Consider the following 17687-nt stretch of genomic DNA (forward strand, 5'->3'; position numbering starts at 1 on the left):
ATATGACTGTTGTTGTAAATTCCAATAATACCGATAAGAAAACAGGTTTCTTTTGGAGCACAAATAATGCATATGGGTGGCGACATATAAAATCCGGCAACTGGGAAAACACATTTGAATCACAAGAAAACGACTGCAATGCCGAGTGCATGCTCAATGGCTATGGAGATGGAAGCATTGACATAACAGTAACTACCGAGGATACAACTTTCACTAAAAATCACCCATTTGAATAATAAAATGGAGGATCAACAAATAGCCTTGTTTGTATATTATGGCAACCGAATCTCCAGGCAAACCATTCCTAGTGATTCAACTAATCTATTGTTTTTATAACCTGATCTTTCACTAACATATCCACTTGTTAAATTCGTGTTTTTATACTCTCTTTTTACTGACTGATGCAAAAGCCTTGTTTCTACTGAAAGTGAAATGTACTTTGAAATAATGCCCTCAATTCCCAACGAATACATCCCGCCAACCCCTATTTCTGTCTCTTCATATCTGTAACTATCAGCTCTATAGTTAAGATCAAGTATATCAGAATGCTTGTAGACCCCATAAGCTTCTGCAGCAAGATAAGGTCTTATCCTATTTAAAATGAGAATTCCTTTTTCTACACCAATTTTGAACCGAGTCTCGTTATCATTTTCGTGATAGCCGTAATGTTCGAAACCGGCTCTTAGCGTTAAGTATTTTGTTCTGTACTTGACTCCAACTCCACTCAAAAATGACGGAGATATTTTATCATTATACCAATCCCTATCCTGCATCAACAACGTAGTGATTTTCCACCGCATTTCTTTTACTGCAGAATCAATTTGAGCACCAGATGAGACAGAACTAATTAAAAAAGCGAAAAAGACGATGATTCGGTAATGCATAATATTGAGGGTTTATTTTACTCTAAACTAAGCCATTATTATTCGTTAAGCAAATCAAAATACACCAACACGTTGATTTAAAATAAATTAAACAAATAGTACTTTCATAATTTTAGTACTATGTTTTGCAAAGTACTATTTTAATTATAAGTTTGCTGCGAAATAAAACTGAAAACACGATGAAAACACTTCTCTTATCAATAGTGGCACTACTTAGCAGCCTGGCAACTGTTGCGCAAATCAGCACTACCGATATCGTCAAAGTACTGGGCGAATACGGAACTAAACTCTCTTTCAGCTACGAGAGTGATGAGCTCAATGAAATTGACGTAGAAACGGAAATCCGCGATGAAATGGAACGCTTAAAAGGCGATATCAAGTCTGTGGATCTGACCATTATAGGTGATGGTGATTTTGAAGAAAAATTCAATCCTGAGAAAAAAATCAAAGCTGTTGAAAAAGAGTTTAACCTCATTCGCGAAAAAGCTGAGCATGAAGATGACGACCCTTACATACTCACTGACAGGAAAAGAAAAAATATTACACAAATTGCCATAATCGGATTGGATGATGACGGAAGTGGAATTGTGATGATCATCAATGGTGATCTCACGATTGAAAAAGAAGAATAAGCCCATGAAAATTGAAAATACAAAAGCTCAAATGCGGAAAGGTGTGCTCGAGTTGTGTATTCTATCTCTACTGAAACACAACGAGCTCTACCCTTCTGAGATTATTGACGAGCTAAAAAAATCAAAACTAATAGTAGTGGAGGGAACTCTTTACCCGCTGCTCACACGCCTCAAGAATGCAGGCGTATTGAGTTATCGCTGGGAAGAATCAAAGAGTGGTCCGCCACGCAAATATTACAAACTCACCGCGCTTGGTGAGAAATTTTTATCAGAACTACAAAATACCTGGAAAGAGTTAGATGCAGCCGTTTCAAGTGCATCGTCAAAAAAATAACAAACTATGAAAAAAACACTCTCAATCAATTTAGGCGGCATCGTTTTTAGCATAGATGAGGATGCCTACCAAACGCTGAATCGCTACCTCAACAAGATAAAAGGCTATTTCAGCGCTTCTGACGGAAGAGATGAAATCATGACCGACATCGAGTCGCGCATAGCTGAAATGTTGCAGGATAAACTGGGCAAAACGCGTGAAGTTGTAACGAATAATGACATCGATGAAGTCATCGCGACAATGGGTCAGCCAGAAGATTTCATTGATCCCGAAGAACAAGCCCAGGAAGAATTACACGGTCAGAGCCAGACGCGCAAAACAAAAAAACGACTATTCCGCGACCCTGATAGTAGAGTCATTGGCGGAGTTTGTGCAGGTATCAGTCACTACTTTGGTATTAGCCCAATTTGGTTAAGACTGATTCTTGGTTTAGCTTTTGTCATTTACGGTTTTGGGCTGTTGCTTTACATTTTATTGTGGATTATCATTCCAAAAGCGCGCACATCTGCTGAAAAACTAGAGATGAAGGGGGAACCCGTAAATTTTAATACAATCGGGAAAGAGGTTGAAGAAGGTTTTCAAAACGTTAATGAGAAGTTCAACTCTTTTCGCGATAGTGCATCAGAAAAGGATTTTGGAGGAAAAGTTGGGCAATTTTTCGAAAACCTCGGCCAGTTTTTAATCCGAATCCTCAAGTTGTTCTTCAATGCTTTAGGTAAGGTGTTGGGAGTATTATTACTAATTGGTGGTTCAGTTGGGTTGTTTGCGTTTATTATGGGAATACTGGGAGCCAACTTCAGCCCCATCATGTTTGGCGATGCTGATGAATTTTCTACAATTGCCGGCAGTGAGTTGCGCTCTCTCTTATTCAGCAATGGATTTGATTACTTTTCGGCTATAACGGGAACTATTTTAGTGGCCGGAATACCAATCCTGGTTCTCACGATGGTAGGTTGGATTCTACTCACCAAGAGATCGATCAAGAAAGAAGTTGCATGGGGATCTCTGGGAGCTTTTATTCTGGGAATGTTGCTCACAATTTATGCAGGGCTATCAACAGGCGGTGATTTCAGAAGTCATGCAGAAGTCACAGAGGACTTCACCATTAGCCAGAATGTTGGTGATACGTTGATTTTGGCTCTGACCGATAACCAATTAAAATCAAAGGTGAATATAAACACCGGATCTATAAGTTCAAATTATCCTTTTAATCTGGATGATCATCATGTTTATTTGGGTGATATCGACCTGCACGTTCACAGATCTAGTGATTCTGTTTTTAGAGTGGAATTCATAAAAGCGTCAAACGGAGGTACAATTGAGGAGGCGCAAAAAAGAGCCGGTGAAATCAATTATGAATATTATCAAAATGGTAGCGGGTTGTTTCTCAGCGAAATGCTCAGGTTCCCGAGAGATGATCAATGGAGAAAACAACAGGTTGATATTGAGCTTTATATACCTAAAGGGAAAACAATCTATTTTGAAAATGGATTGAGGAGTTTACTGGACGATATCCCCAATGTATCGAATACTTATGACGATAAAATGATTGGCCATTACTGGACGATGACCGATAAAGGACTTTGGAGCAGGGATTTTGAGAAAGAGAAAAAAGTTGAATCTTCTTCTCCTGATTTACAGGATGCTGACTCAACAAACCCAAAATCTGACAAAGAGGAGGTGAGCATGAAGTTCACCTCTCTTCATTTTCCTAATTTGTTTGACTTAATCTGATTTACTCTCTTTTAATAAATCTCTAATCTCAGAAAGCAACTCCACATTTTTTGGGGTTGCTTCACTTTTATCCTTCTCGTTTTCAGCTTTCTTACGAATTCTGTTAAAAACCTTGATCACTACAAACATCGCAAATGCAATGACAAGAAAATCAATTGTTAATTGAATGAATGAACCATATTGCAGTACAACCTGCTCCTGAATCATTTTACCCGATGCATTCAGTTTTTGAGGTTGCAGGATTATTACGAGGTTTTCAAAGTTTACTTTCCCCAACAATACACCAATTGGCGGCATAATGATATCCTGAACCAGGGATGAAACAACCTTACTAAAAGCGGTTCCGATTATGATACCAACCGCCATATCAAACATATTGCCTTTAATGGCAAACTCCTTAAACTCTTTATAGATTTTCAAGATGTTCCATTTTATCCTCAAAAATAACGAGGAAAGGGAACTCAATAAAAATTAAAAGACATAGTTTACAACCGCATTGTAAACAGTCATGTCAACTTTGTGGAGGATGAAGTTCGGATTATCGTAAGTATTTCCTCTATTGGGTTTGTGCAAAACAAATAACTGTAAATTGAGTCCGTCAAGATAACCGGAAAAATGATAACCAATATTGAAAGTCATTTGATCGTGTGAGGGAAAACCGTACTTATTTCGTAGAGGGTCATTAGGTTCTGACCGATAGTATCTTCCATATGCTGCGTCAAAATTAACTTTTCCTCCCCACTTGAATTGATGCATACCTGCCAGTTGAATCATGATATTTGAAGCATCGCGCATTCCCTCAGTACGTTCGCGCCTTTGAAAGGTGAATAAACCTGTTTCAATTCCCCAAGAGCGAGGGAACAAAAACCTTCCCTGATCAGTGATGTGATTGGCATTGAGTGTTAGTGAATAGTCACCTCGTTTTAAACCAATTTTAGCACCGTAAGTAATACTCTCGTCCTGATCAAAATACCGTTTATCGGGATCTTTATTACCTCCATAATTGATTCTGTCCTGGCGAATAAACTGTGCACCTATATATGGTTTGTAAGTGGAACTATCAGAACCAAGCTCAAATAATGAAGTAAGCATAGCTGTATTACTTACATTATCGATATAATAGTCCCAAAAGTGAATTTTCATATTTTGATAAAGACCGCTCCAATTGAAAAAGGCTAAATAATTAGATTGTGTGTGATTGCGATAATCAGATACCCCGCCTGATGGTTTTAGTCCTTGTGAATAAACACCAAAACACTCGTTAACGGCTTTATAACCATTTGATGATCTGGCTGCAACTGCATTGATTATACCAGAAGAAAACTTGTGATGATCAAAAGAAGTGTTTTTGTAAGTTATTCCTTGATGTAATGTAGGAATCATTCTTCCATCTTGTATATTAAGAAGCGGTGATCTTATTGATTGCCTTCCAATTTTAAAAAAATGCCCTTTGTTTTTATAAGAGATAAACAGTTCACCCAAATAACTAACTTCTCGTTCAGAGGGATTATGTATATCGAATAACCCAAGCTCATATCTACTTAGTTTACCCGTAGCAGGATCTGGTTTAGTGAGGTCAGTAATATTCGTGTTGAAAGTGCTGTAGTAGTAGGCTCCAACACTAAAGTTTTTGTATCGTTTTGTCTCAAAACCCAGCTTACCTCCTACTCCCAGTGCACTGAAATCTTTTAAGCCCTCATCATTATCTGAATAGGAATAAAAAGAACGAAAATAGCCGTTCACTTCACTGTCCAAAAAGGCCTCACGTAAAGTCGAAGCTTCTTGTGAAATCAATAGTTGAGAAAGTAAAAGTGTGAAAACTGCCAATAATGATATTCGCATAAAAGTGGATTTATTTCGATTTAGTTATGTCGTATTTTTCTTTATAAAACTTTATTATTTCCTGAAAAGGACCGTATTTATGTTGTTCTGCATTAAAATCATCAGCCCACGGACCATATGGTGCAGATACCGGTTTCCTTTTCAAATCAGGATAATCTTTTTGAGTATTTGCTTTTTTGGGTCTTTTATGAGAATTAATATAGCCGGCAACATCGTAAGCCTCTTCATCTGACAAGATAGGGTTTTCGTATGTAGCGCCCAAAGGCATATTCCCTTTAATAAACTGCGCTGCAGTCAAAACTCTATTCATTCCAGCACCATGATTGTAGCTATCATCACCCCAGAGAGGAGGATAAGTATATTCATCTCCTGCTTTCAGTCCCTGTCCATCAGGTTGGTGACAACTCGCACAACGCATTTTATATATTTTTTGACCGTTTTTGAGGTCAACTTTTCTATTAGGTATATCGATTTTTGTGAATCCTTTACCCTCTATTTCCATACCTGAAGGTACACCTTCTGATAGCCAATTCATGTAAGCTACATAAGATCTCATTTCTTTGCTATCAATAGGTAATTTTTTTCCGTTCATACTTCGTTCCATGCAACCGTTTATTCGTTCTTCAATAGTGCCGATTTTATTCTCTCTACCTCTATATTGAGGGAACCTACCTGTAACACCAATATACGGAGCTGAATATTTCTTTTGTCCTGCATCTAGATGACAGTTTTCACATGCTAAATTATTCCCGGTATAAACCTTTGATGGATCATCACTTGCAGGACCAATATGTTTGTATGTTTCTTTTACTAATCGATAACCGTATTTGATGTATTCGGCTTCTAAATCATTTTTATTGTCAAGCCGTTCTAGCGGGTTTTTGACAGATGCAAAAAAGTCAGCTTTCTGTGGATCTGACTGAGAAGTTTTATCGTTAATATCAGTCTCCGTATTTTCAACTACAGTACTCTCAAAGTCAATCGTAAAAAGCGGCTTATTGTCAAAAATCAGGATTAAAAAAAGCACTACCACTGCGATGATCAACAACACAACAAGTCGCGTCATTTTTGATATCGACTTCAATAATGCATTAACTACTCCAGTATTAGAATTCTTTGAATTTCCCATTAAAATTTGATTTGGTGCAAAATTGCCTAATCATCATATTGCTTACAGTAACATATATCACTCATGACTGACTATATGATAAACTATCATCACAACTTTTCACCTTTTAAAGTGAACATTTCATTTATTAAAGGTTAGAATTGTGTAGAAATTATTCAACACTTCGATCTAAAGTATGACGCATTTGCAGCATTCAGACTATATGACGCACAATCAAACAATATGACAGCCAGTCTACTATTCTTTTATTTGAGTTAAAGAAAAAAGAGTTTAATCGCTGTTTAACAGAGTACTAAGCATCTCCGCCATCAAACCATTAACCGATAAACACTCTCAATATTCTACAAAATGCACAAACCTTGCGGCTGTATAAACGAAAAATTAATTAATTTTAAGCTGAAAATTTTCATTCATGAAAGTACTTGTAATTGGAGCAGGAAATATGGGTTTAGCTTACGCTAAAGCCCTCGTAAAATCAGAATTTCTCCAAAAAACTAATCTGATGATTTCGGATACAAGTCCGGAAAAAACAGAAGAACTCAAAAAAGTAAGCCGCTTTGATGTTTACACCAAATTGGAAGATTGCCTTCCAATTGCAGATATCATCTTTATTGCGGTTAAACCATATCACGCTGAAGAATTGTTCAAAGAATTAAAGCCAATGATGACCAAAGATCAACTCGCGATCTCCATCATGGCAGGCGTAACAATTCAAAGCATGAAAGATGGGCTCGGTATTAAAAAAGTAGTACGCGCAATGCCAAACCTACCTGCTCAAGTTGGTAAAGGATTGACATCTTTTACAGCATCAGAAGAAGTATCCAGGCTTGAGCTTTCAACAGTTGAGAAATTACTTGATACAACAGGACGCTCAGTTCGTTTAGATACGGAAAACGATGTTGATGCATCAACAGGTATTTCAGGTAGTGGCCCTGCATACGTATTCTATTTCATGCAGAGTATGATGGATGCAGCGCGCAAAATGGGCTTCTCAGAACACGATTCAAAAGTGCTGGTAAGTCAAACATTTGAAGGAGCTGTAGAACTATTCAACAAATCAGATCTAAGTCCCGCTTCCTGGATGAATCGCGTTGCATCAAAAGGTGGTACTACCCGTGCAGCACTTGATTCAATGGAGGACAACAATATCAAAGATCTTGTTGAAGAAGCAGCATATGCCGCGTTCAATCGCGCAGTTGAACTCGGTAAAGAACAAAACGAAAACAGTTAATTAACGCGCACATATAGTGATGGATTCTGATAAGCAATACAAAAAAAGAGTTGTTGTAAAAGTAGGAACTAACGTAATGGTTAATAAAGATAACCGAATCGTTGGTCCAATCCTCAAAAGACTGGTTGATCAAATCGCCAGGCTGTACGAGGAAGATGTTATTACTGTCCTCATTTCTTCAGGATCTGTAATTGCAGGTAAAGAAGTTTTAGACACCAATAATATAGAGGATGACACCGTTCGCAGGCAGGTTTATTCTGCAGTTGGTCAACCGCGCATGATGCGCCATTACTACAGCATGTTCCACGACTACGGAATGCGTTGTGCACAGGTACTGGCAACAAAACGGGATTTTGACCCCGGCAAGCATCGCGAAAATATGATCAACTGTTACGAAGGACTCATGAGCCAGGGAATAGTTCCAATTGCCAATGAAGATGATGCCGTTTCATTATCCATGTCTATGTTTACTGATAATGACGAATTGGCAAGTCTTGTGGCAGAATTGATCAATGCCGATATGCTCATTCTCCTTACCGATACTGATGGCTTGTATGATGGTCACCCTGATCACGATGACTCTTCATTGATCGCTCAGGTTTCAACTGATCAAAAAGTTGAACAATTCGTACAATCCTCTAATAAAAAAGAAGGTGAAGGCCGAGGAGGTATGGAGTCTAAACTAAATGTAGCCAAGAAAACGGCTGCCAAAGACATCACAACATTTATTGCCAATGGTAAAACTCCAGATATCATTATGGATATCGTACACGGCAAAGATGTTGGAACTCGCATCTTTCAGGAAGATGAAGAGTAATGTGATGGTCAGAACCGAAAATCGGATCTGACCGAAAAAGATTTTCGAATTAAAATCAATTCAATACATGAAGCTTTTAAGCGAAGAAAAGAAGAATGCAGTACTTCAGTCGATGATGGACTATATGAAAGAGGATAAAGAAGCCATCATTGCAGCTAACAAAAAAGACCTCGATGCATTTGATCGTGATGATCAGGCACTTTATGACAGGCTTGTTGTTGATTCAGCAAAAGTTGATGACATGATAAGAGCCGTTCGTGAAGTCAAAGAACAAAACGATCCTGTTGGTAAAATCATCAGCGATGATACACTCGAGAACGGACTCAAAATCACGAATAAAACGGCTCCTTTCGGAACCATCATGATTATTTACGAGTCTCGACCTGATGTTACAATTGAGGCTGCTGTTCTCGCGTTTAAAGCAAACAATAAAATTCTACTCAAAGGTGGTAAAGAAGCACACAAGAGTAATGAGGAACTCGTAAAATGCTGGCACAAGGCATTGAAAGATCATGGTCTTGAAGAAGATTGGATCCAGTACCTCAAAATGGATCGCGCCACAACCCAGGAGTTCTTGCGCAATCCTGATCAACCACTAGACCTCATTGTACCGCGAGGAGGAGAAAAGTTGATCAACTTTGTCAAAGAGCACGCAAAATGTGCGGTTCTTATCAGCGGCCGCGGAAACAACTTTGCTTATGTAGCACCTGATGCTGATATGGACAAGGTAATTCCGGTTATCGTCAACGCTAAAACTGATAAAATATCAGGTTGTAATGCGCTTGATAAAATCCTGGTTGACAAGAATCATCCAGATTTTGAAGGAACACTGAGGAAAATTGAGTCTGAGCTTTCAAATGCAGGTGTTGAAATTGTCGCCAGCAGCAAAGTGATCGACAAACTCGATACCAAGAATGAGATCAAAGATGAAAACGTTTGGTATGAAGAATTCCTCGCAATGAAAGCTGCATTTGATTCAGTTGATGGATTAGATGATGCAATTGAAACAATCAACCGCTATTCAGGTGGTCACTCGAACATCATTTTAACTGAAAACAACGATGATGCTCTTAAATTTATGGAGCAAATAGATAGTGCTGCTGTTTACCAAAACGCATCAACACGTTTTACTGATGGTGGTCAAATGGGAGTTGGAGCTGAGTTAGCTATCAGTACTGACAAGCTCCACCACCGTGGTCCACTTGGACTCAAACAGTTGGTAACGAATAAATACTACGTATTGGGTACTGGACAAATTAGAAAATAATTTGCTGTTAATCAGCTTTAATACAGAGGGTGTATCAAAAGGCGTATTAAAGTTTAAAATTCATTATAGAGTAAAATGTAAATACTCCTAAATCAGATTTTTAAATTTTAATGAATTGCCTTTTAATACCGAAAAATCTATCATTTTTCGGTATTGATACACCCTCTTTTATTTCAACCTCTAAAATGTTAAATCAGAACTAAATTACCTTTAACCTTATTACCTTCTCAACCAATTGCGTTTTAAGTACGTAAATACTACAAAATCTGGTTGATGAAAGCTAATAAAATACTCTACCTGCTTTTTGCAACATCGCTGTTTATGCAATCCTGTGATAAGTTTGAATACAATCATTACCAGGTTGACCTCAGCGATGAATACATGAATATCAACCAACAAAACATCAACCAGCTTCGCAACTCTGGATCTGACACAATAAAACTAGCACTCATTGGTGATTCGCAAAGGTTTTATGAAGGTGCATCCAAAGCAGTTGATAGAATTAACCAAATTAGAGATATAGATTTTATTATCCACACGGGCGATCTTGTGGATTTTGGAACGCAAAAAGAATACAAACTCATTCACGATGTATTAAAACAACTCAATGCTCCATACATTACGGTAATTGGAAACCACGATTTAATTGGAAACGGGAGTAAAGTATTTCGCGAAATGTACGGTCCTTACGACTTCACCTTTATGTTTAAAGGGTATAAATTCATCTACCTCAATACAAACGCAAGGGAATTCAACTTTTCACCAAACGTTCCAGACATTTCCTGGTTAGATAAGCAGTTAGCTGATACCTCATCATACAAGCAAGCTATAATCGTCAACCATGTACCTTTCAACAATGATGATTTCAATCCTGCTCTCAGAGATGATTATTACAACACTATAAACAAATACCCCAAAACACTCATCAGCATAAACGGACACAATCACAACTACGTCTTCACACCTTCAATGATGGGTAGCGTACCTTTTTTAAATACCTCCAGTCCTAAAAACGGTGAATTCATTATTTTAAAGATTTGGGAAGATCAATTCACTCACAGATTTGTGAATGAGTAAAATGAGAAAACAACAATACATACTACTTATTTTACTCTGTTTATCCATAACGGTCAGAGCACAGGACTCATCCAGCTCACCATTTCTAAAAAAGCTCATTCCAACCGGAGCTCAGGGGCAGTTTGCCGGGAACATTGGAATGATTTCAATTGGTCCTAACTGGAACCTCTACAAAGAGAAAATACACCTTGAGTACTCATTTGGGGTTGTTCCTGAAAATGAATTCCTCAAACCAATTTACAGCTCAGCCTTAAAACTTCGTTTTACTCCCTGGAAAATTAACATAGATGACAAAACCCACCTCTATCCTGCTTCACTTGGAATTGCAATGAACTACACATATGGTGAGCGATACAACAAATACAACAACCCCGGTCAATACGAAAGAGGTTATTACTGGTGGACAACAGCCATGCGATTTGGTACATTCTACCAAATAGAAATCAGCAGATCATTTGACACCAAATTCTTTAAAGAAGCGGGAGTGTATTTTGAAACCAGCATTTGGGATTTAGATTTATACAACTACTCAGCTAATGAAAACTACATGGAGCTTTCATACATGGAATTGCTAACGCTGGGTGCAGGATTCAGGATCTACTTTTGATCATCACTGTATTCAATCACCTCCCAGGTGTGATCTGAAAGTAATTGTACAGAAGCCACAAAGCTCTCAAAAGGTTTTTTCTTCCCCCATTCATTTGGTGCTATCATCGATAACAACATCGACTCATCTTTCTTTTGATAGAGGAAATATACTTTACCCGGGACAGGTTCAAAGTTGATATCAGCATCGTAAATCTGTTGGCTAATTTCAACGCGATTTTGTAGCTGTTTTGCCTGTCCGGCAAGCGTTTCAATTTGCCCTTTTAATTGATCCATTTGACGATTCGTTTGATCAGCCATGCTCGACATCGCCCTGCCCACGATTTTACCCTTATCCTCAGGTCTGATCGAAACAGCACCAACATTGCTGGCATAAGGCAACAATCCTGGATTTTCAGCTACTTTATCAGGGTCAATAGGTGTTTTTGATTCCTTTCCCAGATCTTTATCGTCTTTCTTCTTTGTCATACACTATGTTAAACGCAAAACAACTAAAAATTCAAACAAAATTACAAAACACTAACATACACACACGAGAATCGTTCATTAGTCTATGATAAATCCCACTATTAAAATTCAGGTTATACCTTTGTAAAAAATAAGCACCATGAACAATCGCGTAGTTCTCATGATCCTTGACGGATGGGGAATAGCTAATGATAAAAACGTATCGGCAATCGACAAAGCCAATACCCCATTTATCGACTCACTTTATGACAAATACCCACACAACACGCTAGAAACATCTGGAATGGCCGTAGGTTTGCCTGATGGACAAATGGGAAACTCTGAAGTGGGACACATGAATTTAGGTGCTGGTCGTGTGGTATATCAGGATCTGGTCAAAATCAACAAAGCTGTTGATGACGGCTCTATCGGTCAGAACCAGGTTTTGCAAGCCGCATTCCAACACGCTAAAGAAAGCGGTAAAAACCTGCATTTCATCGGGCTGGTATCAGATGGCGGAGTACACTCTCACATGAACCACCTTGTGGGTTTGACCAAAGAAGCAGCTAAAACCGGACTCGAGAACATTTATATACATGCCTTTACTGATGGACGCGATTGTGATCCGCACAGTGGAAAAAGTTTTATTGAAAAGCTGGAGAAAGACATCAGTAAAACACCCGCAAAAATCGCTTCAATCGTTGGCCGCTATTACGCAATGGATCGCGATAAACGCTGGGAGCGAATCAAGCTGGCTTACGATGCAATGGTTCACGGCAAAGGTGCCAAATTTGAAAGTGCCGTTGAAGGCATCAAAGCGAGTTATGATAATGACGTAACCGATGAGTTTATCAAACCAATTGTGCTGCAAAACGAAGATCACGAGCCTGTGGCAACCATCAGCGATGGTGATGTGGTGATCAACTTCAACTTTAGAACCGATCGCGGCCGACAAATTTCAATGGCTCTCACTCAACAGGACTTTCCTGAACAGGAAATGAAAAAGCTCGACCTCTATTACTGCACGATGACACGCTATGATGATACTTTTAAAAATGTACACGTTATTTTTGAGAAGGATAACCTGAAGAACACAATCGGAGAGGTAATTGCTAAGGCAGGAAAGAAACAAATAAGAATTGCAGAAACTGAAAAATACCCGCACGTAACATTCTTCTTTTCAGGAGGACGGGAAGAGCCTTTTGAAAATGAAAAGCGAATTATGGTCAACTCGCCAAAAGTAGCGACATACGACTTACAGCCGGAGATGAGCGCTCCTGAAGTAACCGCTAAAATCACAGCTGAACTCGAAAATGAATGGCCAGATTTTGTTTGTCTCAACTTTGCCAATCCAGATATGGTTGGGCACACCGGTGTTTTTGAAGCAGCAGTAAAAGCCTGCGAAACGGTTGACCAATCAGTAAAACAAGTTGTGGAAACCGGTCTCAAGCACGGTTATGAGTTTTTCATCATTGCCGATCACGGAAACAGCGACTGTATGATCAATGATGATGGTTCACCAAATACAGCGCATACAACGAATCCGGTACCGTGTATTTTCGTCACAGGATCTGACCAAAAAATTGATCTCAGGCACGGAAAGTTAGGTGATCTTGCACCAACTATTTTAAAGAGAATGGAAATCGATATTCCTGTTGAAATGACTGGAAATCAACTGATATAAAAAAAGCCCCTGAATTCGGGGCTTTTTCTATCTAATTCATGTTGTAAGCTAAATCACCAACGTGTTTACTTTTTTCAACTTTGAGTGATTTAGAGTAATTCAAAATGTTTTGAACTGTATTGTTACTCGGTGTGCTCTTATACTGCTCGTAAATTTCATTGTTTACTTCATCGAGTAATTGTTTGTGTTTAGGCTCATCGTGAGCATTTTCAAAGGGTAACTGTTGCTCCATAGGCACGATATGTTTACTTTTTTTGGGTTCATTTCCCACATAACGGCACCCGTGTTCAACTTATTGTACGCAATTAAAAAAAAGCGCATTTACAATCAGTACTTGAGCAAATCTACCCTTCGCTCTTCTATGGTTTTACGCATATTGATAAGCGCATAACGCATACGACCCAGAGCTGTATTGATACTCACATCAGTTTCTTCAGCAATTTCTTTGAAACTCATTTGACCGTAATGTCTCATCTTTAAAACCTCTCGTTGTTCTTCAGGTAGTTCTTCAATGATTTCCTTGAGATCTCCCGTGATCTGCTCCCAAACGAGCTGATCTTCAGCATTTGGGTCTTCGCGCTTGATCAAATCAAAAATATCAAAATCACCTCCACCGTCAATCGTTGGGTTACGCTTGAGTGCTCTAAAGTTGTCAATCACAAGATTATGAGAAATACGCATTACCCATGGAAGGAACTTCCCTTCCTCATTGTATTTACCTCTTTTTAAAGTATTCACAACCTTGATAAATACTTCCTGGAAAATATCATCAGCTAGTTGGCGATCTTTAACCAAAGATACAATGTAAGTAAAAACGCGTTCTTTATGTCGGGTGATGAGAATTTCTAAAGCCTCTTCTTTTCCTCGCAAATACTGTTTTACGAGTTCCTTGTCGCTTACATTAGCACAAAGCATAATTACCTCCTCTTTTTCAATTAATCACTTAAATTCTTGAAGAGTAAAAATGCTGCTATAGGCTTTAAATTTTTGTTTGAATTGAACTATTGAGAGTTCGTTTCTGTTAAATATGGTGCTAAGATGAAAAAAAAATCTTTTCGAAACAAATAAAATCTCTGTTCCCCGTACCTTTGCAAATTCAAATTTTAGCAAATTATGCCAAAAACGGACCTCCAGCAAGTCGACACAAAAAAGAATATTGTTATTAAAGGTGCTAAAATGCACAACCTTAAAGGTGTCGATGTCATAATTCCGCGAAACAAATTTATTGTCATTACAGGATTATCCGGCTCCGGTAAATCTTCGCTGGCATTTGACACGCTTTATGCTGAAGGCCAAAGACGCTACGTAGAATCGCTTTCTTCTTATGCCCGGCAGTTTATGGGTAAGCTCGACAAACCTGAGGTAGAATACATCAAAGGGATATCTCCGGCTATTGCCATCGAGCAAAAAGTAAACACGCGTAATCCCCGTTCTACAGTTGGAACAACAACTGAAATTTACGACTATCTCAAATTACTCTTCGCTCGTATAGGTCGTACTTTCTCGCCTGTTTCAGGTGAAGAAGTAAAACGCGACACCGTTACTGATGTGGTAAATTACATCACCAGCCTCACAGAGGGATCAAAACTCATGATCGCCTCTCCCCTGCTCGTAACAGGTAATAAAACACTTGAAGAACAGGTCAAAATTCTCAAACAGCAAGGCTTTACTCGTTTGCTGAGTGATGAAAAACCTGTGAGAATTGAAGACTTTGACCCTGAACTCCACAGTCAGAACCCGGAAATCCTGATCGATCGTGTTGTAGCAAACGATGACGAGGACAATCAAATGCGAATTGCAGACTCTGTACAAACAGCCTTTTATGAAGGTGACGGAAGCTGTTCGGTTCTGACCAAAACCGACAATGGTTTTGATCGCAAAGATTTCTCAAACCGTTTTGAGTTAGACGGAATAACATTTGAACAACCAACTCACCATTTCTTTGCTTTTAATAATCCGCTGGGAGCCTGTAAAACTTGCGAGGGATTTGGAAGCGTGATGGGAATTGATCCTGATCTCGTGATTCCAAACAAAGGACTGTCTGTTTATGAAGAAGCTATTGTTTGCTGGAAAGGCGAAAAGATGAGCAAATGGAAAGACAAGCTCATTAGAAATGCAGCCAAGTTCGACTTTCCTATTCACAGACCCATTCACGAACTCACAGAGGAACAGAAAGAGTTGTTATGGACGGGAAATGAATACTTTAAAGGTCTCAATGCTTTTTTCAAGCACCTGGAATCAAAGAGTTATAAAATCCAGTTTCGCGTGATGTTATCGCGTTACCGTGGAAAAACAACCTGTCCAGATTGTAAAGGAACACGCCTGAGAAAAGATGCTTCGTATGTCAAAATCAATGACAAATCGATCATTGACTTGGTACTCACTCCTGTTGATGAGCTCTACGAATGGTTCCAGGACCTCAACAATCATTTAACTGATTACGATAAAAAGGTTGGTAAACGACTACTGATAGAGATCAACAACAGATTGCAGTTTTTACAGGAAGTTGGATTGAGCTATCTCACACTCAACCGTAATTCAGGATCTCTTTCAGGCGGTGAATCACAACGCATTAACCTAGCTACAACTTTAGGGAGCAGCCTCGTTGGATCGATGTACATTCTCGATGAACCCAGTATAGGTCTGCACCCTCGCGACACAAACCGATTAGTTGGCGTGTTGCATTCTCTCAAAAGACTTGGAAATACAGTAATCGTGGTTGAACACGAGGAAGAAGTGATGCGGGCTGCAGATGAGATCATCGATATGGGCCCAATGGCCGGTACCAATGGCGGTGAAGTAGTTTTCCAGGGCGATCATGATGACCTGATCAACAGTGATGAAAGCCTTACGGCTAAGTATCTCACGGGTAAAATGAACATTGAAACGCCTAAAAACCGAAGAGACTGGAAATTGTCGATCGATATTAGCGGTGCGCGTGAACACAACCTCAAAAACATTGATGTTTCTTTCCCGCTCAAGGCTCTGACTGTTGTAACAGGTGTTTCAGGATCAGGGAAATCCACTCTCGTTCGCAAAATCCTGTTCCCGTCAATTCAAAAGAAATTAGGAGAATACGGTGACATAACAGGTGAGTTTGATGAATTAGCCGGAGACATAAGCGCAATTCAAAATATCGAGTTTGTCGATCAGAACCCGATTGGCAAGTCGTCACGCAGCAACCCGGTTACGTATGTGAAAGCATTTGATGAAATCCGTTCGCTATTTGCCTCACAACAATTGGCTAAACTCCGCGGATTTAAACCTTCCTATTTCTCGTTTAATGTTGAGGGGGGAAGATGCGAAAAATGCAAAGGAGAAGGCGAAATCACGGTTGAAATGCAGTTCATGGCTGATATCCATTTGCAGTGTGATGCATGCAAAGGAAAACGCTACAAAAGTGAAGTTCTCGAAATAGAGTACGAGGGTAAAACGATAGCTGATGTACTAAATTTGACCATTGATGAAGCAATTGAGTTTTTTGGTTCTCAGGAAGAAAACGATGCTAAAAAGGTTGTAAACAAACTGCTTCCACTACAGGATGTGGGACTCGGTTATATCAAACTCGGTCAGTCATCCAGCACATTGAGTGGTGGTGAAGCGCAACGTATTAAACTCGCTTCGTTTTTGGTAAAAGGAAAAACTCGCGATAAAACACTTTTCATCTTTGACGAACCCACAACCGGATTGCATTTTCACGACATTGAAAAACTACTCAGAGCCCTCAACGCATTGATCGACAACGGCCACAGCATTATTGTGGTTGAACACAATGCCGAGATTATCAAGTGTGCAGACTGGGTAATTGATTTGGGACCTGAAGGTGGTAAAAATGGTGGTGATTTGGTCTTTGCCGGTACACCAGAAGATTTGATAAATCACAAGGAGAGTTACACTGGTCAATACCTGAAAGGAAAGCTCTAAAATCCTGATAAAAATCAGCATTTGTTTTGATTTCACTCATGGATAGTCAGTTTCCTACTCCTGATCTTTGAAGCTCAAA

Annotated in this window: 18 protein-coding genes; 11 read left to right on the top strand and 7 right to left on the bottom strand. The window is 39.1% G+C overall.

Annotated elements, in window-relative coordinates:
* A partial coding sequence (locus RI557_RS06485; protein WP_310682819.1) for a hypothetical protein occupies positions 1–236 on the top strand: 236 nt, incomplete at its 5' end.
* A 36-nt stretch (positions 237–272) separates the two neighbouring features.
* Here RI557_RS06485 and RI557_RS06490 read toward each other — a convergent pair.
* Positions 273–884: a hypothetical protein gene (locus RI557_RS06490; RefSeq protein WP_310667681.1), complete on the bottom strand. Its 612-nt coding sequence runs from the start codon at positions 882–884 to the stop codon at positions 273–275.
* Between the two features lie 179 nt (positions 885–1063).
* Between RI557_RS06490 and RI557_RS06495 the strand changes: the two genes are divergently transcribed.
* Genes RI557_RS06495 through RI557_RS06505 form a run of 3 tightly spaced genes read left to right on the top strand, consistent with a single transcriptional unit; the run spans position 1064 to position 3584 of the window.
* Positions 1064–1516 (top strand): hypothetical protein, encoded by a 453-nt coding sequence (locus tag RI557_RS06495; RefSeq protein WP_310682821.1) that lies wholly within the window; start codon positions 1064–1066, stop codon positions 1514–1516.
* 4 nt (positions 1517–1520) lie between these two features.
* A complete protein-coding gene (locus RI557_RS06500) occupies positions 1521–1850 on the top strand; it encodes a PadR family transcriptional regulator (protein WP_151167119.1) in 330 nt (109 codons plus the stop codon).
* A 6-nt stretch (positions 1851–1856) separates the two neighbouring features.
* Complete coding sequence (locus RI557_RS06505) at positions 1857–3584, top strand: PspC domain-containing protein (RefSeq protein WP_310667679.1); 1728 nt, start codon at positions 1857–1859, stop codon at positions 3582–3584.
* On the opposite strand, the gene mscL is transcribed toward RI557_RS06505, so the two are convergent.
* The 3 genes from mscL to RI557_RS06520 are packed head-to-tail and all read right to left on the bottom strand — an operon-like array spanning position 3576 to position 6555.
* Entirely contained in the window at positions 3576–4004 is a 429-nt protein-coding gene (gene mscL, locus RI557_RS06510) for a large-conductance mechanosensitive channel protein MscL (protein WP_310682823.1), read from the bottom strand. The two genes, RI557_RS06505 and mscL, sit on opposite strands and share 9 nt — an antisense overlap.
* Before the next feature lie 51 nt (positions 4005–4055).
* Complete coding sequence (locus RI557_RS06515) at positions 4056–5426, bottom strand: OprD family outer membrane porin (RefSeq protein ID WP_310682825.1); 1371 nt, start codon at positions 5424–5426, stop codon at positions 4056–4058.
* 10 nt (positions 5427–5436) lie between these two features.
* A complete protein-coding gene (locus tag RI557_RS06520) occupies positions 5437–6555 on the bottom strand; it encodes a c-type cytochrome (RefSeq protein ID WP_310667677.1) in 1119 nt (372 codons plus the stop codon).
* 412 nt (positions 6556–6967) lie between these two features.
* Here RI557_RS06520 and proC point away from each other — a divergent pair, with 412 nt between their 5' ends.
* The 5 genes from proC to RI557_RS06545 all read left to right on the top strand — a co-directional run bounded on the left by proC (position 6968) and on the right by RI557_RS06545 (position 11554).
* Entirely contained in the window at positions 6968–7786 is an 819-nt protein-coding gene (gene proC, locus RI557_RS06525; RefSeq protein WP_310667676.1) for a pyrroline-5-carboxylate reductase, read from the top strand.
* Positions 7787–7805: 19 nt separating this feature from the next.
* Positions 7806–8603 carry a glutamate 5-kinase gene (proB, locus tag RI557_RS06530; RefSeq protein ID WP_310667675.1) on the top strand — a complete coding sequence of 266 codons (798 nt, stop codon included), beginning with the start codon at positions 7806–7808 and terminating at the stop codon, positions 8601–8603.
* 67 nt (positions 8604–8670) lie between these two features.
* Entirely contained in the window at positions 8671–9870 is a 1200-nt protein-coding gene (locus RI557_RS06535) for a glutamate-5-semialdehyde dehydrogenase (RefSeq protein ID WP_310682827.1), read from the top strand.
* 273 nt (positions 9871–10143) lie between these two features.
* Positions 10144–10947, top strand: coding sequence for a metallophosphoesterase (locus RI557_RS06540; protein WP_310667673.1), 804 nt, complete (start codon positions 10144–10146; stop codon positions 10945–10947).
* Between the two features lies 1 nt (position 10948).
* Positions 10949–11554 carry a hypothetical protein gene (locus RI557_RS06545; RefSeq protein ID WP_310682829.1) on the top strand — a complete coding sequence of 202 codons (606 nt, stop codon included), beginning with the start codon at positions 10949–10951 and terminating at the stop codon, positions 11552–11554.
* On the opposite strand, the gene RI557_RS06550 is transcribed toward RI557_RS06545, so the two are convergent.
* Positions 11545–12021: a DUF2452 domain-containing protein gene (locus tag RI557_RS06550; RefSeq protein WP_310667671.1), complete on the bottom strand. Its 477-nt coding sequence runs from the start codon at positions 12019–12021 to the stop codon at positions 11545–11547. The genes RI557_RS06545 and RI557_RS06550 overlap by 10 nt on opposite strands.
* Before the next feature lie 139 nt (positions 12022–12160).
* Between RI557_RS06550 and gpmI the strand changes: the two genes are divergently transcribed.
* Positions 12161–13684: a 2,3-bisphosphoglycerate-independent phosphoglycerate mutase gene (gpmI, locus tag RI557_RS06555; protein ID WP_310667670.1), complete on the top strand. Its 1524-nt coding sequence runs from the start codon at positions 12161–12163 to the stop codon at positions 13682–13684.
* A 31-nt stretch (positions 13685–13715) separates the two neighbouring features.
* Here gpmI and RI557_RS06560 read toward each other — a convergent pair whose 3' ends face one another.
* Both RI557_RS06560 and RI557_RS06565 read right to left on the bottom strand, forming a co-directional pair.
* Positions 13716–13916 (bottom strand): hypothetical protein, encoded by a 201-nt coding sequence (locus RI557_RS06560; RefSeq protein WP_151167109.1) that lies wholly within the window; start codon positions 13914–13916, stop codon positions 13716–13718.
* Between the two features lie 95 nt (positions 13917–14011).
* Positions 14012–14599, bottom strand: a complete 588-nt coding sequence (locus RI557_RS06565; RefSeq protein ID WP_310667669.1) for a sigma-70 family RNA polymerase sigma factor — start codon at positions 14597–14599, stop codon at positions 14012–14014.
* 198 nt (positions 14600–14797) lie between these two features.
* On the opposite strand from RI557_RS06565, the gene uvrA reads away from it, so the two are divergent.
* Entirely contained in the window at positions 14798–17608 is a 2811-nt protein-coding gene (uvrA, locus tag RI557_RS06570; protein ID WP_310682831.1) for an excinuclease ABC subunit UvrA, read from the top strand.
* Positions 17609–17687 lie beyond the last annotated feature (79 nt).

The sequence above is a fragment of the Salibacter sp. genome, assembly GCF_031581065.1.
GTDB lineage: Bacteria > Bacteroidota > Bacteroidia > Flavobacteriales_G > Salibacteraceae > Salibacter.